The sequence below is a fragment of the Mesobacillus foraminis genome, from assembly GCF_004340465.1.
In the GTDB taxonomy this organism is placed as follows: Bacteria; Bacillota; Bacilli; order Bacillales; family Cytobacillaceae; genus Mesobacillus_B; species Mesobacillus_B foraminis.
Map to the genome: position 1 here is coordinate 367,391 of NZ_SLVV01000001.1, position 21,722 is coordinate 389,112.

Sequence of the window (21,722 nt, forward strand, 5' to 3'; positions counted from 1 at the left end):
AAAACGTAAAAAACCCGCATTTTGCGGGCTTTTTACGTTTTAGAATGTTCATCATTTTCCGGTATTAAGATTTGACCGACTTTCCCCATTTTTGTCAGGGTTTGCATGATTGCTGCTGATAGCCGGCTCTGCTGATAAGGTTTAACGAGGAAGTCATGTGCACCCAGCTGAAAACCTTTTGCTTTCTCGTCCAGTGCTGTTGAGACAATGATTGGGATATGCCGGGTTTTCTCATTTCTTTTTAGAATGTTCATGATCTCCCAGCCATTCACACTTTCGTCGCCCAGAAGGATATCAAGGACGATGGCATCGGGGATGAACTTTTTCAGGAATGACTTTGTCTCCACATCGTTTTTACTATGAAAGGCCTGAAAACCACTTCCATTCAGCTCCTCTGTCATCAATTCTGCAAGACTTTGATCATCCTCGATGACCAGAACCTTATAGCCGTCTCTTCCATGAATATTCTTAAATTTGTCCCTATCTTCATTCAAAGGTTTGGTTCCACCTGGCAGGATAACGGTAAAGGTGCTTCCCTTCCCGTATTGAGAATTTACATGTATTTCTCCTTCATGTGCTTTAATAATTTCCTGGACAATAGCCAGGCCAAGCCCCGTTCCACCAATCTTCCGTCTGTCTGAATTGTCAACCCGATAGAATTTTGTAAACAAGTTGGCCATTGCATCTTCAGGGATACCGAGCCCCTCATCCTTTACGGAGACCAGGACTTTATTATTTTCAGCTTTAACTGTTACCGTTACATTGCCCCCTGAAGGAGAGTACTTAACAGCATTTGAAACAAGGTTGGTAAAAGCCTGCCCAAGCTTTTCCCTGTCACCGAGCACTTGGACCACTTTAAAGTCTGACTCCAGTTCTATTTTATGATTAGGTGCGTTGATTTGCTGAAGATCAATCACCTTATCAATGACCTCAAGCAAGTTCAAATAATTTTTCTCATACGTCTGCTTTCCTGCTTCCATTCTTTGGACATCCAGAAAATCATTGATCAGGGCCGTCAGCCGCTTTGCTTCCTGGTAAATGGTATTCAAATATTTCTTCTGGCGTTCAGCTTTTAAGTCCCTGTTGATCATCAGTTCCGTAAAGCCGAGAATACTGGCAAGCGGTGTCCTTAGCTCATGGCTTACCGTAGAGACAAATTCGGATTTCATCTGATCGACTTCAAATTCCTTGGTTATATTTCGATGAACAAGGATAGTCCCAAATTTATCTTTGCCGCGAAACAGATTCTCTGTGTACACTTTGTAAATTTGTCTGCTTCTTTTCATTGTGTAGATAAAATGATGATCCTCCAGGTTCCCATCAAGCTCAATCCCTACAAACTCAATAAACTTCTCCCCTTCGACAATGGCCTCCTGCATCAGGCTCGTCCATTGCTGCCATGGGGTATTTGTCAGTTCAGTTGCATTAAACATCTCGCAAAGCTGCTTATTTACCTGAAGGATTCGGCCATCCGTACCGATCAGTTGGACACCTTCCTTGATCGTATCAAGTATATCCTGGTTCAGTACACGTTCTTCTTCTGATTTTTCATAATGGTTCACCTTATCGAGGGCAATCCCGATATTCTGGCCCAGCGCAGAGTATTCCTCGATCAGCCTCTTTTCAAAAGGTTCGCCAAAGCGGCTGAAAACCATTACTGCAAAAAGTCTTTCCCCTGTCAAAAAAATGGGCAGATAAAGGTCCGACAAATACATGGTGCTTGTATGGAATCCTTTCTCAAACGCCTGGGATTCCCGCTTAATAATGAACGGCTTGTTCTCAGCTTTAAGCCTCTCCATATATCCGCTGTTTGAAAGATGCTCCTTGAACTGGTCCATCCCCGCTCGTGAAACTCCAAAAGAAGCAACGGCCTCCTCCTCGACCAAAGCAATAATTCCGCTGTCGGCCTCGATAATCCTGCACATATGGAGGACCGTGCTTTCCAGCAGCCCCTGTTTATCCAGGGAATTAGAAAGAGTATTAACCAGACTGTTTCGGTTCTTGACTCTTTCCTCGTTGCTTTTCAAAATCTCAAGAGTGTTTTCAAGCTCGTATTGCTGGGCTTGCAGTTCATCCTGCTGGGCAACAAGTTCTTCATTTTGCGAGATGAGATTCTGCTCTTTTTCCTTGATGCTTTGAACCATTTTATTAAAAGCATGCGACAGGATCCCCAGCTCGTCCACCCTGTTTGTATCCACTTCTATAGTCGCCTTTCTGCCTGAAGCCACATCATTGGCCGCTGCTGCCAGCTGTGAAAGTGGCTGGCCGATGCGCTTGAACATAAGCCTCGTTACACGCTGAAACACGAGCAGAAGGATCAGAACAAAAAGAATAAAACCAATTTGGATATAGGTCTGCATTTTGGTTAGATGCTCAAAGCTCTCGTCCAAAAGGTCCTCATTGATTTCAAGGTAGTCATCGAGTTCCTTCTGGAAAGCTTGAAGCCTTGCTGTCGCCTGAGTATTCGCGGTATTGACGACTTCCTCGACATGGTCGCTTTCATAATCCTCAATCGCCTTCGGCAGAGTTGTAATAAAATAATAATCACTGAACTCCTCAACCTCTTCAATAAACTCTCTGTCGGACCGATTGTCTGCATATTTTTTAAACTCCCTGATATGCGACCGGATTTCCGGTTCGAGACCCACCGCCTGGTCTTTAAGGGCTTTATTCCCGAAAGCGATATATCCCCTTATATCAAGGAACACGGATGTGAATTCTTTATTGATTTCTGTCGCCAGGGCTTCTTTCCTTTCAAGTGCCTTGTTCTGCGAGCTGTAATACTCATTCAGGTAATGCAATGAAGATAGCAGCACTGCCGCAAGGATAACCAGGGCAACAACGAGATGGCCCATTAAAAAGATGTATTGTCTTGCCAGGCTTTTATGAAAATACTTATTGATTCGTGCCAGCGGCCTAAATTCCATGGAGAATCCCGTTTACCTTGTCGAGAAGCTCAAGAGGGCTAAACGGCTTCGCCATGAAATAATCGGCCCCCGCTTTCAGGACTTTATCCTGTTCATGCTGCTGGCTTTTCGCAGAAAGCATCATAATTTTTGCATCCTTATTATGACCTTCCCGCCTGATGTTTTGAATGACTTCGATTCCGGTCAGTACTGGCATCATGTAATCAAGAATGACCAGATCATAGACATTCATTTTGAGAAATTCCATCGCCTCCTGGCCATCCGCGGCCTCATCGACGACGTAATCCTCATCTTCGAGTGTATCCATAATCAGCATTCTTAGAATCTCTTCATCTTCTGCAAGCAAAATTCTCATGGCCTGTTTCCCTCCTGTTCTTCAAAGGTATCCTTTAACAAATAATAGGATTGCTTAAGCCTTTCGTGAAATAGCGGCTCTTCCCATTCCTTCCATTTATATAGATAGGCATCTTCCATTTTGACCTCGCCTCCATCCATCTTTGGCAAGGTTGTGGCCAGTTTTCCGTGTTCCGTGACAGCCAGGCTCACAGTAATACCTGTTGCCTGTTTGCTTTTCTCAAGGCCGCCTTTCCATACGTCGCCCATGATCTCTTTTGTGCTGGGATCTTTTACATTCAGCAGCTGCCATGGAATTCGTCCCTCCACTGTCTTTTTGTCCTTGCTAATGCTTATATCGGTCAGAGAATCAAAATCTTTATCATCAGTATTTGCTGTTCCAAACCTCAGCCTGCCAGTTTCATAGGCCTGGAACGGAAGCTTTTCCCCTGAAGAAGGCAAGGTCATTTCTTTATTTAGCGCCAGCCTCAATGGATGGAAAATTCCGCTTTCTCGATTTTTTGCATAATCCTTTTTGGGGATCATTTTTAACTGTTCTCCATATTGATAGTAAAAACCGTCATAGTAGCTGTCCACAAGAATGCGGGATGAATCTGGTCCTGTCAGCTCGACTTTAAAATCTATTCCATGGTCTGCGGAAAGCAGGACATCCTTTTCAAGCAGGATCCTTTTCTGGCCCTGTCCTTCAATCGTATCCAACAGCAGATAGGTATTTTGCGATTCCCAGTCAACCGGCTGGCGGTAATCGATTCGGAAGTACACATATGCTTCATCCGAGGTGATGAAGCTTTGCTTTACAATTCCTTCCTTAGCCTGGTAAGCAGGTTCAGCACCCTTTTTGGCCCAATCTTCACTGTTGCCATCAACAAACAGCTGAGAACCTTTTTTCCCTGGCTCAAATCCAAGAACTCCAAAGTTTTGCTCGTTCGTCTGCCTGTTTGACCAGAACGGACGGCGCTCTGGGTTATCAAAATCCATCGTATTCCATGTACGCTTAAACCATTCATCCTGCCAGGTAAACACAATTCCCCCTGCATAGCCTTCGGACAGGATCGATTGAAATAAACGGGTATTTATTTCACCCTGCTCCCTTTCTGTAAGGAAGCCCTGGTTCATTCCGGAATCATTCCGATGGGTCTGTCCTCTTGAGGCAGGAACACCAAATTCAGCTACAAGAACCGGCATATTATGGACCTTGATCAAATCATTCAAATAACCTGCATAATGATTGTTTTTGCCTTCCCAATCTTTATAATTGGTGTATTTCTCCTCAAGATGCATGAAATCAGGATAATAAGGATAGATATGGTAGGAAGCAAACATCCCCGCCTTAAATTGATCGGTTTTAGCTATCTTGTTGGGATTGACTGAAACCATGTCCTCTTCTTCCGAAGGTTCTGCAGGATGCGCAAGAAGGTCGGTTGTCACCCAATTCGTAAAACTCATAGAGTGCTGCCAGCCATACTGTTCTGCCTCGTAAGCCGCAGTAAACTCCATCTTTTCCGCCAGCCATATTTCAAATGGCTGTGCATTTTCGGTCTTGAAATAGGTTCCATTAAACTGCGGCATTCCATCATGCTTTTTATTTGTTTCTAAAGCGGCATTAGGATCCCATTCTATCCCAATAATAAATCCAAGAACATAAGGGGAAATATCGGCTTTATATGTACCGGATGCATGACCGGCACTTTCCGGAAGTTCCGCATTCCCATGGATGATATCGACCATTTGCGTCAGTTCACGCTCGAAATCTGCATTAACTTCCTTTGAAAACGAGTCCTGGCTTTTCACGAGCATTTCCTCGTTCACCCAGGCTCCGTGAAATAGATAAAGCGGCTTCTCTGCCAATTGGTTATATTCGTAAAAAGCCTCATAAAACTCCGGAGGGTGCAAGGTGTACACACGGATAGAGTTGGCGTTCATATCGCCAATTGCCTTGAACCAGCGCAAATATTCATCCTTGGAGATAGCTGTTTCCCCGGGAAAATGGCCCGGCTTGGCGATACCCATATTGACTCCTTTTAAGGTTAGATCCTCCCATTTCCCATCTTTCTGGATTTGGAGATGAGATCCCTGGGTCGTGCTGTTATACGTAACCCCGTCCGCTTCTGCGAGCTCAGGCTGGACATGTTTGTGTTCCTTATATAAACCATTTGCCAGCACTTTCTTCATCAAAGGGACATACGTATTCCAGTAAAAAGAATCTTTTGATGTAACATGCTGTTTCCAGGCTGTCAGTCCCCTGGTCTGATAGATTCCCGGAACCTCCGCTTCATCAGCAAAATCACCGCTGAAATAATAAGAAGCGTATTTGGTATTCTGATGATGGATAATTGCCGGGAACTCAGAAGGAATCCCGTTTCCTTCCAGCTTTTTCTTTGATTCTGCTGTTAACGGGAGCTCGTATGATGCAAGGATTTCATCAGTATTGCGAGCCTCGACAATGTCAAACCAATATTGATATTCTGAATCAATGTCAAGGTCTAAATGATCCTGTCCGGCCTCGGTTAATTGAAAACGGAGACCTTCCCCTCTAAGCTCTGAACCAGACAGCACCAGTATATAGTCATCCTGATTGACTAAAACGAATCCGGCCCCCTTTACATCCCATTTGCCATTTTGGGATTTATACTGTTCTTTAATCCAGACCGGTACCTCTTTTCCATTAAGATCGGTAAAATACCGGCCAATCCAGCCGCTCCAGTCCAGGTTCAGCAAATTGGACATGGAAGCCCTCACCGGTTCCGGAGTGGGGCTGGCAAAAGTATTGAACTCGGATATCAGTGTCTTCCCGCCCTTAAGAAGCTCTTTTCTAAGCGTCTTAACCTCCGATGCCTCAAGCCCCCCGTACAGGCTGGCTGATCGCTTGCCTTCCTCGTTTTCTCCATAAAATTCTTCTTCATAGACGCCATATTGATCAGTAAGATAAAGGACATCGTAATTCGAAAGATTGTTGGGAAGCCTGTCCACTTTCCCGGTCTTATCTTCACCAGGTTTAAAGCCAATATAATCATTTTCCAAAGAATAGGCAGTGTTATCTTCCTTCTTATATTTCTCATTATTCAGGACCCAGACAAGTCCTTTATGTTCACGGTAAGTCTGATCCGGGACCGTTTTATCCACAATCAGAACATCCAATTGTTTGCTCGGAAAAATCTGCCATAGCCAAAATGGGCTCGTAAAGGCCAGCAGAACGAGAAGAACAACACTCCATACAATCCATTGGGGCTTTGCACTATTCATTTTCATTGAGAAACACCTTTTCTTTTCATTTCACCCCAGCCTTTCTCTCCTCTTAACATTTGCCATATTCCCTGGCACCTCCAAAAAACCGTCAGGGGTCTGTACCAGATGGTTTCAGTCAAGGAATAGAGAAAAAGCTTCAGCAGGTGGGATACTTTGGGATATTTTCTTAAACTCCATTCTTCCAGCAGGATCGCCAGCGTTGAAAAGAGTGATCCATACAGGCAGGAAAGCAAGAATATTAATATAGCAAACTCAATATAGATTCCTCCCATAAAAAGAGAGACAATGATATAAAGATAACCCGATAATTCGACGATTGGTCCAAGGAATTCCACAATCCAAAAATATGGAAAGGAAATCATTCCGATAGGTCCGTATTTCGGATTTAAAGTAAGCTTTCGGTGGGTCCACAGACTTTCAAACAGCCCCCGGTGCCAGCGGCGTCTCTGTCGGCGCAAGAAGGTGATATCCTCAGGAACTTCTGTCCAGCATACAGGGTCCGGAACATACACGATCCTTTTATTCATCCCTTTTTCCTTGATCAGCCTGTGAATCCTGACAACCAGTTCCATGTCCTCTCCTACAGTATCGGTTTTATAGCCGCCTGCCTCGACGACCCAATGTTTTGAAAAGACCCCGAAGGCACCCGAAATGATCAATAAAAGATTATGCCTGCTTAGACCGATCCTTCCCATCAGGAAAGCCCGTAAATACTCGATCACCTGCATAATGACCAGTGGATGATTCGACAGCCCAATTTTTATCATATTGCCATTTTGTATGTCACAGCCATTGGCTATCCGGATGCTTCCCCCAGATGCTATCACTTCTTCATTAGAATCAATAATCGGCTTCATCACTTTTAAAAACGCATCCCGTTCGAGGACAGAATCCCCGTCAAGGGAGCAGATGTATGGATAATGGGAAATATTCAGCCCTGCATTCAGAGCATCCGCCTTCCCTCCATTTTCCTTATCAATCAGATAAAGGGATGGCAAAAGGGCAGATTGATAGATTTTCTTAATCGGTTTGCAATCCACCTGTTTTCTGACTACTTTTTGAACCTCTTGCATTTCATACTGGTCAATCATCTTTTCCAGGGTACCGTCCTTTGATCCATCATTTACTACAATGACCTCAAAGGATGGATAGTTGATGCTCAGCAAAGAACGGACACTTTGAACGATTCCAGCCTCCTCATTATAGGCCGGCACAATAATGGAAACCGGCCTGGTGTATATATCCTCCATGTAATCACCAAAGGACTGGTCCCTGTCCAGCTGATATTCTTTTCTCAGCTGAAAAACAGAAATTATCATGACAACTGCATAGAAGGAGATAACGATAACCATATAAGCAAGTATAAAATAGGCAAAGTAATGTCCAATCGTCTCCATAATGCCATTCATTCCCTTTGCCCTCCTCTGTTGATCCATTCCACTGCCATATCCCTGGCAAATAAATCTTTCGTATTGTCCGCAACCTTTTGAAGCACATCCCGTCCTTCCGGGAACATCATAACCGATTGCCCAGCCTGGGAGCGGACCCACCAAACAGGATCATGAAGGAGCTGGGTTAGCTCATCAAGTGCCGTTTTTTCCCTCAATGAACCAACTAACTTGGCAGCGAGCATCCTTTCCTGCCACTCGGGTGATTTCAGCAGACTCAGATAGGGGTCGACTGATTGAACATAGCCAATGGCGGCCAGCGATTTTAAAGCTTTAATCCTTACCTCCCCACGGTTATTTTGGAATGCATCTTCTGTAAAAGCCAAATATCTAGTGTCCTTTTTATATCCAATCATATCCAGAAGGGCGTACTGCATCGGTGCAGGCAATTCATCAAAGCCTTCCAGGAACTTGCTGAACAGGGTATCATCCAGGCGGGCAAAGATGGTCCTATATTCCAAATAAGTAAGGGTGTTGTATTTTTCTGAAACCAGCTGGTAGAATTCCCGATGTTGAAAAGCAGCGAGGATCCTCAATGAATGAACAAGTTCGTCCTTGGAAATTTTTTTCCTTTCAAGGAACCTTACAATCTCTTCCTCTAAAACCTTAATGTGAAAATCCTCAATATAATATAGGGCATTCATTCTTTGGCTCCATTTTAGGCTGTTAAGCTTTTCCCGGTAATAGTCAGAAAGGTAAACTTCCGCAAACCGCTGCATGTTTTCCTTCTCGTCCTGCCCCTCCAGGATCTCCGAGTAATGGCTTAAAAGGCTTTCGAAGGCCTCTCTTTTTGAATTTTTGTCAATCGTGAGGGAACTGTTGAATGAACCGGTGAGCAAAAACTCAAACACAGGTTCATTGTACAATGCTTTATATTCCTCAATCCTGCTGCGTTTAACTTGCTCCAGTCCCTTCCTGATAATCAAGTAAACCAACAGCACCAATAATATAGAAACCAGAGCTGCTGTTAGAGTAATCAGGAATCCTATTTCATTATGAAACATATTAGAACATCCTCTTGATCAGACGTTGAATCCGTGCTTCAAGCTCTTTAATGCTGAATGGCTTAGTCATATAATCGTCCGCCCCAAGCTTTAGGGCCCTTGAAATGTCATACTCACTCTTCCTGCCTGTGAGCATAAGGACATGCGCGGAGTCGTTTGTTTGCTTGACTTTTTGCAGGACTTCCAGCCCATCCATGACAGGCATGATCCCGTCAAGAATCAGGAAATGCTCGCCATCCCCTTCAAGTCTCCCGGAAGCAAAAAATGTCTTGCCATCCTCGTAGGCCGCAATATCCAAAGTGAATTTTCCCATATCCATCCCCTGGAGAATTTTCACTAGCATAGCCCTTATGATGGCATCATCATCAATAACAGATACATATAGTTTTTTCCTGGATTCCGGATTAATTTTGTTTGCACTTACAATCCTGGATTTTCCACTTTCCTTCGCTTCATACAAAGCCTGATCAGCAGCCCTGAGGAGATCCGCGGATTCCTGGGAAGCAGAGGTGACAGCGATTACTCCAGCTGAGAAGGTGGCGGAAAAAGTCTCATCCGTCTCCTCAAAAATAAGACTTGAAAAGCCCTGAAGCAGCCTTGATAATACAGCCACTGCTTCACTCTCTGTTGTTTTTGGGAACAGGATGACAAATTCCTCACCCCCATACCTGAATACTACATCGGAGGTTCGGCTTTGTTCTTTTAAAAAATGGGCAAGATCGACGAGGACACGGTCTCCGGCGGGATGCCCAAAAGTATCATTAATCTTCTTAAACCAGTCAATATCCAGGATGGCTATGGAGAATGGAAGGCGTGTCCGTCTAAACTCCTGAATGCTCCTTTCAAGCTGATTGGAAAGGAATCTGCGGTTATACACCTTTGTCAGTTCATCAACCAGAGCCAAATTATCAACATACTGTTTCCGCTGCAGTTGCCTCCCGACTCTTACAATTAATTCTTCCATGTCTATGGGCTTTTCAATAAAATCATCGGCTCCCAGCTTATAAGCTTTCATCCGGGTCTCCCTGCTGTTATCGACAGAAATCATGATTTTGGGGACCAATTGATATTGCGCGTTACGCTGCATACGCTCTAAAAACTCAAGCCCGTCCCGGCCCTCCAGGTTAATATCAACTATGAAACAATCAGCCTGCAGATCATAGCTCTGAGCCACTGCCTTGTCAGGGTCTGTATGGGCAATGACCATCCACCCTTTAGATTCAAGTGCATCCTTCAGGAGAATCAGCATCGACAGGTCATCATCAATCACCTGGATAAGGGGGACATGTTCAGTGTCTGAATCCCCCCTGGGTAGAGGGGCAGATGCGTCATTAAAGTGTTCATACTGGTAGGCAAGGCTGATGATTTCATATAGGAAGTCACGCAGCGTTTTTTTATCCCAATCTGATTTTCCCCGGTCTTCAATCGATTCAAGGAGCCGTGTAGATACCTGGTATAGCCCTCTAAGATCAAGTGTGCCTGAAGTCCCTTTGATAGAATGAAGGAATCGGTAAACCTCTTCATTAGAGATCATTAATTCCACCTCGGAATCAAACCAATCGGCAATCTGATTTTTAATTTTTTCAAATAAAAGTCTTTTATACTTTTCCATTTAGTTTTAACCCTTTCTCAAAATACGAGCAAATTTGCCCATTCATAAAAAAAACCGGCTGTGACAGTCCGGTTTCTTTCTTCCTATATACTTATATACTTTGAATTCTATTATGAAACAGGGCTTCAGCACAATAGGAGAATAGGAATATTTCGACAAATTTCATTTCCATTTTTTGATAAAAACAATGAGGTTTATTGATATTACTATTCAACCTTAATTGCAAAGAGCAGTAAAAAGCAAAAAATGATCAGGAAAGTCGAATTCCCCCGCATTTTCCCTATTGTGCAATGAAATTTGTCTATTATAAAATAAGTAATAAGTACTTGACAAGACTGGAGAACAACGATGCCGCTGTTTAAAGAGCTTTTATTCAACTTGCTGTTCATCTTAATCACAACATCCGCTTTCCCATTCCTAATGAAAGGACAATTCCAAAAGTTTGCGAAAAAATATAGAAACTTTGGAATTGTAGCGCTTGTATCAGTACAGGTGATTTTCTGCATTAGTTTCTCCTATAGTGACAATAATGAAATCTTCTATGATCTTCGGCTGATTCCTGTCTTGCTTGGGGGACTGTATGGCGGAATGCCCGTTAGTATCCTCGCCTTTTTTCTCGTTGTTTTAGTCCGGATTCCCTTTGGCGGGACTGGCATTTGGCTGACTTTTGCCTATATGTTCCTTATTACCATAATCGTGTCTATCGTTTCACGACATTTCCGTCTTATGAATCTCCCAAGAAAACTGGGAACGGTGGCCGCTCTTACTCTGTTCAATACATTAGTGACCTTCTTCATGCAAGCCCTGGTATTTGGCCAGACGCTGAAAATTATAAATTCAGGCATCTATATTCTGACATTATTGATAGGTATTTTAATCAGCACCTACTTGCTTGAAATGATTCAGCAAAACACTTTTCTTCAGAATGCCGTCATGAAATCAGAGAAAATTGAAGTTGTTTCTCACCTGGCAGCCAGTGTCAGCCACGAAGTCCGCAATCCTCTTACTGTAACCAGGGGCTTCTTACAGATGCTGAAAGATCCTTCCATTCCTGAAGAAAAAAGACAATTTTACCTTGACACCGCCATTGATGAATTGGACCGCGCCGAAGTGATTATCAAAGAATACTTAAGATTTTCCAAACCCCATCACGACCTAGCTTCAAACCTGACGGTAAAATATGAAATCGAAAAGGCACTTGAGCTGCTGCAGCCTTACGCAAACCATTTCTCGGTTAAAGTGAAACATCAGCTTGAGGATGGATTATTTGTAAATGGAGAAGCCTCCAAATTTCAGCAATGCCTGCTGAACATCATGAAAAACTGCATTGAGGCAATGCCGAATGGAGGGGAACTTTTAATTGAATCTCACCGCAGTTCTGAAGACAAAGTCATTATCCTTATAAAAGATACAGGAATCGGCATGTCTGCAAGAGAAATCGCAAAGCTCGGAGAACCCTATTACTCTACCAAAAAAGAGAAAGGCACAGGACTGGGCATGATGGTTGTCTTTAATATCCTTAATGAAATGGGCGGCTCTCTTGATATATCAAGCAAAGTTCAAAGGGGAACCGTGTTTAGTCTGACTCTCCCTCATTCCAGGAATAGCTGATTCCATAAAAAAAGAGAGAAACCTTTCTCTCAGAGTCTTTATTCCTCAATTAAATTTAAAGTTGGAACATTCATTTCTTCCCGTGGGTTTTTTCTAAAAAAAACTCTTGCCATTTTTGTTCTTTCGTCCACTCTTTGGATAATGATTGGTTCTCCTTGATAAGAAACCTGTACCATCTCCATGGATTCGAGGATTTCTTTCGCACGTCCTGCATTCATCCCAGCCCGCCCCCTTCATATCAGTATTAATATGTTCCAATGTTTGGGAAACTATTCAAGAAAAAAAGAACCAGCCAAGCAGCTGATTCTCTTAAATCTTAAATTTCATCTGTATGATGTTCGCTTTTCTTAGAGTGTCATAAACAATCACCACAGTAGGCCCCAGCAGGACACCGACAATTCCCAATAGCTTAAAGCCTATGTATATGCTGATCAAAGACGCCAGAGGGGAAATACCTAAATTGGTTGAATAGACTTTGGGCTCGATTACTCTGCGCACGACCGTAATAACAACAAACAGAATAATTAAACCAATTCCTAGAAAATTGTTATTTTGCAGGAGAGCAATAATTGCCCAAGGTACCAGCACGGACCCCGTGCCAAGGATCGGAAGTATATCCACAATCACAATCAATAATGAGAGGAGGCCGGTATAAGGTGCATTAAGAATGGCAAGACCTGAATAGGCCATCACAAAGGTAATCACACTGAGAATCACCTGTGCCTTGATGAATCCCATGCCCGCTTTGTTTAGCTGGCGTGCAACCAGATAAACCTTTTCCTTTGTCTGGGATTTCATATGCAGCTCCAGTTTTTGCTTCAATCTTGGAAGTTCAAGACTGAACAAGAACAATGCAATCATATAAATTAGCATCTCAATCAGGAATCCGGGAATAGCCGTCAGCAAATTGAGAATGCTAGTCACACCGCTTTGAAGGAATGAATCCAGCGTATTGACATTCTTTTCAATTGTACTGTTAATCTGAAGGATGACCTCAGAAGGAAGGCTTCTTGAGTAGAACTCCCATTTTCCAATGAGCGGAAGAATAACAGAGCTATAGAAATCTTTAACAAATGTCGGGGTCCTTTGGGAAAGCGAAACGGCTTGCTGGGCAATAGTTGAAATTAAATTATATCCGATCACCCCAATTAAAAGGACGTAACCGAGAAAAACGGCCAGCACCGCCTGAAATCTCTTAAAATGCAATTTGCTGATAAGACCCTGGACCATTCCTTCTAGTAATACAGCCGTTAAAAAAGCGAAAATTAATGGCAGGCTGTAAGGAACCAGGAAGATGATCAGAGCAGCAGCTATGGCTACCCAAATCCACTTCTTCCACATCTATCGACAACTCTCCTTAAAAATCATAATTATTTTTCAATTTTTATTTTATCATATCCGCTGAATGAAGTGGGTATAAAGAAAACAAACTAATTTTCGGAGGTTTTATGAAAAAAGATGATTTCTTGGAGGCAAGGCCGTTAAAAAGTGATTTTTACAGCCTTCCCACTCTTGAGCTTGCGCAGGCCCTTCTTGGATGCCTCCTGGTAAAGCAAACTTCGGAAGGAACAACGGCCGGCTATATTGTTGAAACAGAAGCATATGTAGGTCCCGAAGATAAAGCAGCACATAGCTACAACAACAGAAGGACGAAACGGACGGAAATCATGTTCCATGAATCCGGGCTGGCCTATACTTATCAAATGCACACACATTGTTTGATCAACGTTGTAAGCGGCGGGGCAGGAAACCCGGAGGCTGTACTGATCAGAGCAGTTGAACCGGCTGCCGGGATAGAGCTCATGCTGGAACGACGCCAGGTAAAGCAAAGGGTAGCTCTTACCAACGGACCAGGCAAGCTGACCAAGGCGATGGGGATTTCAATGACGGATTATGGCCATCCATTCACGGAGCCTCCTTTATTTATAGCTCCCGGGCTGCTCCCAGCCAGCATATCGGCGGGGAAAAGAATTGGCATTGAAAATTCGGGAGAAGCAAAAGATTATCCATGGCGTTTTTGGATCACCGATAATCCTTTCGTCTCAAGGCACCAGCAGGCACTATCGGTCATTGAGCCCAAAAAAGGTTGAACGTGTTTTATCCTTCTTATCACATCCTGCCAGCTTAAGCTCGAAAGTCCGGGAACTCGCAGCTTGAGTTCCCTTCCCCATACTATAAAGGAGGGAATCCATTGTGAAACAAGCAATCTTTCTTGACAGGGATGGAGTCCTGAACGAAGTCCTAACAAAAAGGGTGAAATTTGTCAACAAACCAAAAGATCTTTATCTTTTGGAGGGCGCAGCCGAAGCAGTGGCTGAGCTGAGCAAGGCGGGGTATGACATATTCGTGGTCACTAACCAGGGAGGTGTCGGACTCGGCTTTTTGAAGGAAAAGGATCTTGTCAAAATACACGATTACCTGGCACAGCTTGTTAAGGAGCACGGCGGCGAAATCAGGGAAGTTGCTTATTGCCCTCATAAGCCTAAAGCCGGATGTGACTGCCGCAAACCAAATGCCGGAATGTTGCTTGATCTGGCAGACCGCCATGATATCGATCTAAAGCGAAGTGTGATGGTTGGTGACCATGAACGTGACATCGAGGCCGGTCAAAAGGCAGGCTGCAAAACAGTCTTTATCGGCGATGAAGAAAGTTCAGCCGATCGAAAAGCTCTTTCACTGCAGGATGCGGTCCCTGCCATCCTTGAACTGTTACAAAACTAATCGCAGCTTAACAGAAAAATGCTGGCCGGATGTCCGGCCAGCGCTTGATCTATTACGGCAAACCACTTTTATAGCATATACGACAGAATCACCTTTTGCGGCATCTCCTCAGCTTTATAATCCTTCCTGAGCATATTGCCGCAAGAAGGCATCTCAAACGAAAAATCTTCTATTTTAGATGGAATAACTCCATTCTCCTTCAATTTATCGAAAACTTCCTGCATCCCTTTTTCAGGCTCAAAATATTCTTCAGACACTTTTGATTTGAACCCTTCTACACAGGTTTCTACGATATTTTTATCAATCTGCTGCTGGCTAAAAACAAATTCCGCGCCTAGCATCTTTTCGACCTCATGATTATCCAGTTCAATAATCGTAGTAATGTTCATTAGGGCACCTCCGTTTGTTTACGTTTACATAAACAGTATAAAGTCTTTTCTAGTACTCTGAGCCCATATCAGAAGATTTTCCTTATTTCTTCACATATTCCCGTCAAAAATTTGTCAAAACCTCTGAGGACTTGACAACCGCTGGGCCAACAACAATACCTGGAAAGTTCAAGGCAATCCAATTAGGAGCGAGAGCGTAACCCAATGCTTGATAGAGGCTAAAGATATTTCATAACAGGCCGATCTCAGTATGTTTTTACCTTGCCCCCGCCTTCCACCGACGGCTTCGGGCACGTAGCCGGGTTCTACCTGAACCTACCTCCTTCCATTCGGCGGCTTCGGGCACGTAGCGGAGCTCTACCTGACCTTACCCCCTATCCGTTCGGCGGCTTCGGGCACGTAGCGGAGCTCTACCTGACCTTACCTCCTTCCATTCGACGGCTTCGGGCACGTAGCGGAGCTCTACCTGACCTTACCTCTTTCCATTCGACGGCTTCGGGCACGTAGCGGAGCTCTACCTGACCTTACCTCTTTCCATTCGACGCTTCGGGCACGTAGCGGGGCTCTACCTGACCTTACCCCCTATCCGTTCGCGGGTTCGGGCACGTAGCGGAGCTCTACCTGACCTTACCTCTTTCCATTCGGCGGCTTTCGGGCACGTAGCCGGGTTCTACCTGACCCTACCTTCTTCCATTCGGCGGCTTCGGGCACGTAGCCGGGCCCTACTTGACCTATCCTTCTTCCATTCGTGGGCTACGGGCTCTGTTCATTGGGGTAAATAAAAAGAAAAGGGTATCCATTTGGACACCCTAATCTCATTTTTCGTTAATCCATGCCAGCCCAATGGTCCCCTGTCCGGTATGCGTACCTGCAACGGGGCTAAAAGTCGTAGTCGTAAAGGAGATGTTTGGGTACATCGCTGCCAGCTCGTCCCTCCAGGTTTCGGCTGTTTCCTTGACATTGGCGTGAATGACACTCGCTTCCTTGACCATATCCGAAGCTTCATCAAAAAGCTGAAAAAGTTTTTCTTTTACCTTTTTGTCTGTCCTTATTTTATCAAATAGAAGAACCTTTCCGTCATCAAACCGGACAATGAGCTTTAGCCTGATGAGACTTCCTATAAAAGCCTGCGTAGTGGAAAGGCGGCCTCCCTTGTGAAGCTGCTCAAGGCTGCCCGGTGACATGATCAGATTGGCCTTATCCGGCAGCGTTCGAAGGTGGGAAACTATTTCCTCATAGGATTTCCCTTGATTCTGCAGTTCCACCCCTTTGTAAATCATTTGGCCAAGCGGATAGGATCCTATTTTTGAGTCTATGACTTCCACCTCAAACTCTGCCATGCTTGATGCAGCAACAGAAGATTGATAGGTTCCGGTCAGCGAGCTTGACGCATGAATGGCAATACCTCGTTTATACTTTCTTTTCAGTTCTTTATATAATTCAACGAATTCCCCGATAGCCGGCTGTGAGGTTTTCGGCAGAACCTTTGAAGAAGCAAGCTTCGGGTAAAAATTTTCGGCAGTAATATCTACTCCTTCAAGATAGGATTCATCTCCGAATATAATGCTCAAAGGCACTACATAGACATGGTTTTCCTTAATGAATTTTTCCGGAAGGGTAGCCGTGCTGTCAGTAATCCAGGCAATTTCTTGGTTGTTTTTCATAGTTTCTCCTGTCCTTCGCTCAGTTAAGTTTTCTTTAGTTTTTTATTATCTTAATTTTGATAGTTTAAACATCATAAAATATAGCTATTATCCTATTTATTTTCATCATATATGAGTTCGATGCTTAAAAGCTATGACTATTTTCACTTAAATCCCATTTGTAGAAAATACTTTTATTCGTATGGAAATAACCGGGTTTTTCCGCTGCTGGTTATGGGAATATATAGGAAACAGGCATTTCGCAGGGGGATATAAATGGATAAATATTTGTTTTTAGCATTCTCACTATTTTACATAGGATTATTTTTATGGGGCTTACAAAGAGGGCAGAAAGTCCCGCTTATCATGAAAGCTTCTTTACTTCTCGTTACAGCGGGGCTTATTTACGATAATGGCATCCTTGCTGTTAGCGACCAGTTCGGAAAGAGTGAGGGATTAAAAAAACTCCATTTCCTTCGTTATTGGATTCATGCCCTGTTCACCCCGACGCTTGTACTTTTTTCATGGACTGTCATAAAAAATACAGATACAGAGCTTAGCAAAAAGAGAGGAGCAGGTTTGGCAGCTTTTGGCCTGACTGCCCTGCTGATTATCTGGGAGCTCGTCCACACGGCACAGCTTTCTCTAAAACCGGTAAATCAATTCGGAGTTTTAAACTATGAGTCCGCTGCATCACAAGGACCGCCAATTATGATCGTGGCTGTTTCTGCTGCTCTGCTGTTTGCTGGCATTGTGGTCTGGAAAAAACAAAGCTGGAAGTGGATGGCAATTGGAGTAGCATTAATGGCTGCAGGGAGTGCGATTCCACTTCCAATTGAGAGCAATGCGGCCACAAATTGCTTTGAGCTGATTCTGATCTCGAGCCTATGGGCAACCCTTGTTTTTCAGGAGAAGAAACTGAAGAGAGCATAGAAAAAAACAGGCTTAGGTCTGTTTTTTTTTTGCTTTTCAGTGACACATTCCTGGAAGTTCTATTTAAACCGTCGGTTAAAAGAAGAGGACAAAAAGGTTTTCGAACAACTGTAAAAGTGGAAAATCGCAACTCGTTCTAATGATTAATACAACCCGTCCTAGTTCTTCCCATCTCTATATCCATTCAAGTTTCTGCCTGATTCCTTACAAAAATATAGCAGCACCCTTTATTATCTGGTAACAAAAGTCACATCTTCTTTTTTATGTGCATGGTAGAATGCTAGGAGAATGAACGACCATAATGAAAAGAGACGAGGGAGAATCATGAAATTTCCAGAACTAAGAATCGGGCATATGATTCCGAAAATTCCTGTAATTCAAGGTGGCATGGGAGTTGGCATTTCACTTAGCGACCTATCTTCAGCGGTAGCAAAGGTAGGCGGCATTGGAATTATATCCGGAACAGGAATTACCATTGATGAAATGCGTAGCCATATCCGGAAAGCCAGGCAAAAAGCCGCAAAAGGGTATATTGGGGTTAATGTACTGTTTGCAATGAACGATTTTGCCGAAAAGATGAAAGCAGCACTTGAAGAGAAAGTGGATTTTATTATCTCGGGTGCAGGGATTTCAAGGGATATGTATACATGGGGCAAGCAGGCTGGCATTCCTGTACTCTCGATTGTTTCTTCTGCAAAGCTGGCAAAAATCTCGGAACGGCTTGGGGCAGCAGCTGTCGTAGTTGAAGGGTTTGAAGCTGGAGGGCATCTCGGAACAGACAGGCCATTGTTCGAGATCCTGCCCGAAGTAGTCGAAGCTGTTGACATTCCGGTCATTGCGGCTGGAGGTATAATAAATGGTGCAGACATAGCAAAGGCATTTGATTTGGGAGCCTCCGGAGTGCAAATGGGCACACGGTTTGTAGCCAGCGAGGAATGTGATGCACCACTCTCCTTCAAGCAAAAATACATTGAAGCACGCCAAGAGGATACCTTGCTGGTAAAAACCACGGTTGGCTTGCACGGCAGAGCCATTTCAAACCATTTCACCGACTTAATTTCAGCCTCGGATAAGCTGAGGATCACTAAGTGCCGGGATTGCCTTAAAAATTGTTCTTATCGTTTCTGTACCCTGGATTCACTCCTAAAGTCAAAGGACGGAGATGTCGAGAACGGACTAGTGTTTGCAGGCGCCCGTGTGAGTGAAATTAACGAGATACTGCCAGTCAAAAAGATAATGGAACATTTGCTTGAGGAATACGAAAGAGCCATGCAACTGAAAAATAGCTTTGCTTAAAATTAGAGACTAGACAGCCCCCAAAAGGGGCAGGTCTTCTCTCTTTCCATTACTGCAATGAGATTGTATATTCACTGGTCTTCTGTTCTCCATTTGTAAATACCCGTTCAACATATTTGATATGCCGTTCCGACATCAAGAAAACTGTAGAGCTTCTGGTTCCGTAGTCTTCACTTTTTATAAATAAAGGGGAAAGCAGCCTTTCCCATTCCCGGGATATCCCTGTCTTGGGCAGCAATTCATCTGGAGCTGGATCCGCGTCTTGCAGAAGGGCAAACAGCTCATCAATCATTTCTTTTTCGCCAGGCCCACTTTCTTTGGACTGGTCAATAATCGTTTTAAGGCCTTCCCTGCCCTTAGTGACTTTTGGCCAGTCAGTATTCAATAAGTGATTGCTAAGACCATGGATTCCAGGCTCCACCCTATGGACTTTATTTTCGATATTGGAGTAATAAAATAATCCAGCAGAATCTCCTGCCAATAAATTATAACCAGGGTACTTTTCTCTGGCCTCCGCGGTTTCCACCATAAACGTCTCAGGGAGGGCAGTGCCTTTAAGATAATTCGCCACTAATTCACCTCTCGAAGATTTGCCTGCCGAGGATTCCTTTGGGTCCCGGTAATTCGTCAGTGCTGCATAGCGGCCGGTGGTGGTCACCCCCATCCATGTCCCCATTTTTTCTAAGTCCCGGCCTCCAAGAATGGCAGGTTGATCCTCCCAAAAGTGGGCCGGGGCGGTTGATCTTTGGTAAAACTCATCGCGATTTGCTGCCACAATCAGCTTATACTCTGGATGGGCATGATAAGCGAACAGGATCAGGCACAAATCTCTTCACCACCTTCTTTTTACTTACGTACCAGTCAATTTAAAAAAACTTGGGCTTTTTTCCTTCAGGTTAATTTTAATGGTATCATTAAATTATTCTTCATATCCAGGCTCCCATGTCCGAAAGGAGTGATTAGATGGATTTACATCAGCTTTATGTATTTACAAAGGTAGTGGAGCATAAAAGCTTTTCAAAAGCAGCAGATGCGATTTTTCTCAGCCAATCAACCGTAAGCTCCCATATTCATGCTTTGGAAAAGATGTTAAATGTAAGCCTGTTCGACCGGGTCGGAAGGGAGAGCATCCTCACTCCTCATGGTGAAAGGCTGTACCATTGGGCGCAAAAATTGCTGCTCCTCAAAGACCAGGCTTTGCTTGACCTCAGCGAAGGAATGAATGAGCTTCAGGGTTCAATCAGGATTGCCGCAAGTTCTGTTCCAGGCCAATTCCTGATTCCGCATATGATTAAGGCATTTCGGGAGGAATATCCTGCCGTAACTTTTTATATAAATGAAACGTCCTCGAAGATTGTGGCCGAGAAAGTACTTAGCGGGACAGTCGATATGGGAATCCTCGGAGGGAAATACGAAAATGAAAAACTCGAATACATCCCTCTGTTAAAAGAACGGCTTGTTCTAATTACAGCCAATGATATTGACCTTCCGTCCCCTGTCGGCATTCAAGGACTGCTTAAATATCCCTTTGTAATGAGAAGCTCTGACTCGGGAACGAACGATATATTAGAAAGCCTGCTGAAAAAGAATCAAATCCCAAAAGAAGAACTGAACATCGTTGCCTATACGGACTCCGGACAAAGCTTGGTTCAGTTTGTAAATCAAGGGATAGGGATTTCTATTGTATCGGAAATCGCTGCCAACGAGTACTTCAGAAACGGTATGATTAAGGTTTACGAAGTAAAGGATTTTACCGATGAGCGTTATTTTTACCTGGTTTACAATAAGAAAAAAACTCTTCCGCTTGTTTCAAAACTGTTTATCAATAAAGCTGACGACAGTTTACTGACAGCTTTAGACAATTAACCGGCTGCTGCTCATAGATATTTTTATTGTCAGCTACTAAGCCGGCTATTTGGTTAAAAGTATGAACTGTTATATAATTTTCCAGTGGGATAAAATTGCTTTTAAAAGGAGAGGACGAAAAATGGCCATTTTAGATGGATTTGTCGCAGGCTGGCTCAGCCACCGCAAAGCACTGATTGAATTAGTAGAAACCTTTGAAGATCAGCATCTTGATTACAAACCTTGGGATAACGCTATGTCCGTTTCCGAGCTTGTATTACATATAACAGGAGCCACCGGAATGTTCGTGCAGACAGTGAAAAACGGGACATTCACTCCGCCAGCAGAGCAAAAAGCGGTTCGGACCGTCAATGAATTAAAAGATATCATCCAGGCAGAAACAGACCAAACGAAAGCAGATCTCGAGTCTCTTACAGAAGAACAATTGGCCAAGACGGTGGAATTTTACGGTATGAACATGCCTGGCATGGTTTTGCTTGAAAACGGAAAAGACCATGAAGTTCATCATAAAGGACAATTATTTACGTATGCCCGCTTAGTTGGAATCGAAACATTGCCGTTCTTCGTAAGCCGCTCATAGCATGAAATAGGAGCTCTCAGCACAGCTGGGGCTCCTATTTCATACTCTAAAATTTTGCTAGAAATCGGTCTGAGAATGCGTTCCCTCCCCTA

General features: G+C 43.8%; 18 protein-coding genes. 7 read left to right on the plus strand and 11 right to left on the minus strand.

Annotated elements, in window-relative coordinates; translation table 11 throughout:
* Positions 1 to 32: 32 nt before the first annotated feature.
* The 6 genes from EV146_RS01755 to EV146_RS01780 are packed head-to-tail and all read right to left on the minus strand — an operon-like array spanning position 33 to position 10,591.
* Positions 33 to 2,927, minus strand: a complete 2,895-nt coding sequence (locus EV146_RS01755) for an ATP-binding protein (protein WP_132001132.1) — start codon at positions 2,925 to 2,927, stop codon at positions 33 to 35.
* Complete coding sequence (locus tag EV146_RS01760) at positions 2,917 to 3,282, minus strand: response regulator transcription factor (protein WP_121609738.1); 366 nt, start codon at positions 3,280 to 3,282, stop codon at positions 2,917 to 2,919. Before EV146_RS01760 ends, EV146_RS01755 begins: the two co-directional genes overlap by 11 nt.
* Entirely contained in the window at positions 3,279 to 6,530 is a 3,252-nt protein-coding gene (locus tag EV146_RS01765) for a hypothetical protein (protein ID WP_241993775.1), read from the minus strand. The genes EV146_RS01760 and EV146_RS01765 overlap by 4 nt, the downstream gene beginning before the upstream one ends.
* Complete coding sequence (locus EV146_RS01770; protein WP_241993776.1) at positions 6,527 to 7,936, minus strand: glycosyltransferase family 2 protein; 1,410 nt, start codon at positions 7,934 to 7,936, stop codon at positions 6,527 to 6,529. The genes EV146_RS01765 and EV146_RS01770 overlap by 4 nt, the downstream gene beginning before the upstream one ends.
* Complete coding sequence (locus EV146_RS01775; RefSeq protein ID WP_132001138.1) at positions 7,933 to 8,979, minus strand: HEAT repeat domain-containing protein; 1,047 nt, start codon at positions 8,977 to 8,979, stop codon at positions 7,933 to 7,935. The genes EV146_RS01770 and EV146_RS01775 overlap by 4 nt, the downstream gene beginning before the upstream one ends.
* Position 8,980: 1 nt before the next feature.
* Positions 8,981 to 10,591: a diguanylate cyclase gene (locus tag EV146_RS01780; RefSeq protein ID WP_132001141.1), complete on the minus strand. Its 1,611-nt coding sequence runs from the start codon at positions 10,589 to 10,591 to the stop codon at positions 8,981 to 8,983.
* Between the two features lie 348 nt (positions 10,592 to 10,939).
* On the opposite strand from EV146_RS01780, the gene EV146_RS01785 reads away from it, so the two are divergent.
* The gene (locus tag EV146_RS01785) at positions 10,940 to 12,202 is read left to right on the plus strand and encodes an ATP-binding protein (protein WP_132001144.1); all 1,263 of its coding nucleotides are present in this window, start codon (positions 10,940 to 10,942) and stop codon (positions 12,200 to 12,202) included.
* A gap of 38 nt (positions 12,203 to 12,240) precedes the next feature.
* Here EV146_RS01785 and EV146_RS01790 read toward each other — a convergent pair whose 3' ends face one another.
* Together EV146_RS01790 and ytvI are read right to left on the minus strand one after the other, a co-directional pair.
* A complete protein-coding gene (locus EV146_RS01790; protein WP_121609743.1) occupies positions 12,241 to 12,420 on the minus strand; it encodes an H-type small acid-soluble spore protein in 180 nt (59 codons plus the stop codon).
* Positions 12,421 to 12,511: 91 nt separating this feature from the next.
* Complete coding sequence (gene ytvI, locus EV146_RS01795; RefSeq protein WP_132001147.1) at positions 12,512 to 13,543, minus strand: sporulation integral membrane protein YtvI; 1,032 nt, start codon at positions 13,541 to 13,543, stop codon at positions 12,512 to 12,514.
* A gap of 107 nt (positions 13,544 to 13,650) precedes the next feature.
* Here ytvI and EV146_RS01800 point away from each other — a divergent pair, with 107 nt between their 5' ends.
* Together EV146_RS01800 and EV146_RS01805 are read left to right on the plus strand one after the other, a co-directional pair.
* Positions 13,651 to 14,292 (plus strand): DNA-3-methyladenine glycosylase, encoded by a 642-nt coding sequence (locus EV146_RS01800; protein WP_132001150.1) that lies wholly within the window; start codon positions 13,651 to 13,653, stop codon positions 14,290 to 14,292.
* Between the two features lie 103 nt (positions 14,293 to 14,395).
* Positions 14,396 to 14,923: a D-glycero-alpha-D-manno-heptose-1,7-bisphosphate 7-phosphatase gene (locus EV146_RS01805; protein ID WP_132001153.1), complete on the plus strand. Its 528-nt coding sequence runs from the start codon at positions 14,396 to 14,398 to the stop codon at positions 14,921 to 14,923.
* 68 nt (positions 14,924 to 14,991) lie between these two features.
* Here EV146_RS01805 and EV146_RS01810 read toward each other — a convergent pair whose 3' ends face one another.
* Positions 14,992 to 15,312 (minus strand): hypothetical protein, encoded by a 321-nt coding sequence (locus EV146_RS01810; protein WP_132001156.1) that lies wholly within the window; start codon positions 15,310 to 15,312, stop codon positions 14,992 to 14,994.
* Positions 15,313 to 16,127: 815 nt separating this feature from the next.
* The gene (locus EV146_RS01815; RefSeq protein WP_132001159.1) at positions 16,128 to 16,976 is read right to left on the minus strand and encodes a DegV family protein; all 849 of its coding nucleotides are present in this window, start codon (positions 16,974 to 16,976) and stop codon (positions 16,128 to 16,130) included.
* Between the two features lie 255 nt (positions 16,977 to 17,231).
* Between EV146_RS01815 and EV146_RS01820 the strand changes: the two genes are divergently transcribed.
* Both EV146_RS01820 and EV146_RS01825 read left to right on the plus strand, forming a co-directional pair.
* The gene (locus EV146_RS01820; RefSeq protein WP_132001162.1) at positions 17,232 to 17,888 is read left to right on the plus strand and encodes a hypothetical protein; all 657 of its coding nucleotides are present in this window, start codon (positions 17,232 to 17,234) and stop codon (positions 17,886 to 17,888) included.
* A 324-nt stretch (positions 17,889 to 18,212) separates the two neighbouring features.
* Positions 18,213 to 19,184 carry an NAD(P)H-dependent flavin oxidoreductase gene (locus EV146_RS01825; protein ID WP_132001165.1) on the plus strand — a complete coding sequence of 324 codons (972 nt, stop codon included), beginning with the start codon at positions 18,213 to 18,215 and terminating at the stop codon, positions 19,182 to 19,184.
* A gap of 49 nt (positions 19,185 to 19,233) precedes the next feature.
* On the opposite strand, the gene EV146_RS01830 is transcribed toward EV146_RS01825, so the two are convergent.
* Entirely contained in the window at positions 19,234 to 20,010 is a 777-nt protein-coding gene (locus EV146_RS01830; RefSeq protein WP_132001169.1) for an NRDE family protein, read from the minus strand.
* A gap of 137 nt (positions 20,011 to 20,147) precedes the next feature.
* Between EV146_RS01830 and EV146_RS01835 the strand changes: the two genes are divergently transcribed.
* Positions 20,148 to 21,050: a selenium metabolism-associated LysR family transcriptional regulator gene (locus EV146_RS01835; RefSeq protein WP_132001172.1), complete on the plus strand. Its 903-nt coding sequence runs from the start codon at positions 20,148 to 20,150 to the stop codon at positions 21,048 to 21,050.
* A gap of 121 nt (positions 21,051 to 21,171) precedes the next feature.
* Entirely contained in the window at positions 21,172 to 21,630 is a 459-nt protein-coding gene (locus EV146_RS01840) for a DinB family protein (RefSeq protein WP_132001175.1), read from the plus strand.
* Positions 21,631 to 21,722: the final 92 nt, after the last annotated feature.

Coding starts and splice junctions, on each gene's coding strand:
- EV146_RS01755 (WP_132001132.1), bottom strand. CDS start 2,927: ATGGAATTTAGGCCGCTGGCACGAATCAATAAGTATTTTCATAAAAGC.
- EV146_RS01760 (WP_121609738.1), bottom strand. CDS start 3,282: ATGAGAATTTTGCTTGCAGAAGATGAAGAGATTCTAAGAATGCTGATT.
- EV146_RS01765 (WP_241993775.1), bottom strand. CDS start 6,530: ATGAAAATGAATAGTGCAAAGCCCCAATGGATTGTATGGAGTGTTGTT.
- EV146_RS01770 (WP_241993776.1), bottom strand. CDS start 7,936: ATGAATGGCATTATGGAGACGATTGGACATTACTTTGCCTATTTTATA.
- EV146_RS01775 (WP_132001138.1), bottom strand. CDS start 8,979: ATGTTTCATAATGAAATAGGATTCCTGATTACTCTAACAGCAGCTCTG.
- EV146_RS01780 (WP_132001141.1), bottom strand. CDS start 10,591: ATGGAAAAGTATAAAAGACTTTTATTTGAAAAAATTAAAAATCAGATT.
- EV146_RS01785 (WP_132001144.1), top strand. CDS start 10,940: ATGCCGCTGTTTAAAGAGCTTTTATTCAACTTGCTGTTCATCTTAATC.
- EV146_RS01790 (WP_121609743.1), bottom strand. CDS start 12,420: ATGAATGCAGGACGTGCGAAAGAAATCCTCGAATCCATGGAGATGGTA.
- ytvI (WP_132001147.1), bottom strand. CDS start 13,543: ATGTGGAAGAAGTGGATTTGGGTAGCCATAGCTGCTGCTCTGATCATC.
- EV146_RS01800 (WP_132001150.1), top strand. CDS start 13,651: ATGAAAAAAGATGATTTCTTGGAGGCAAGGCCGTTAAAAAGTGATTTT.
- EV146_RS01810 (WP_132001156.1), bottom strand. CDS start 15,312: ATGAACATTACTACGATTATTGAACTGGATAATCATGAGGTCGAAAAG.
- EV146_RS01815 (WP_132001159.1), bottom strand. CDS start 16,976: ATGAAAAACAACCAAGAAATTGCCTGGATTACTGACAGCACGGCTACC.
- EV146_RS01820 (WP_132001162.1), top strand. CDS start 17,232: ATGGATAAATATTTGTTTTTAGCATTCTCACTATTTTACATAGGATTA.
- EV146_RS01825 (WP_132001165.1), top strand. CDS start 18,213: ATGAAATTTCCAGAACTAAGAATCGGGCATATGATTCCGAAAATTCCT.
- EV146_RS01835 (WP_132001172.1), top strand. CDS start 20,148: ATGGATTTACATCAGCTTTATGTATTTACAAAGGTAGTGGAGCATAAA.
- EV146_RS01840 (WP_132001175.1), top strand. CDS start 21,172: ATGGCCATTTTAGATGGATTTGTCGCAGGCTGGCTCAGCCACCGCAAA.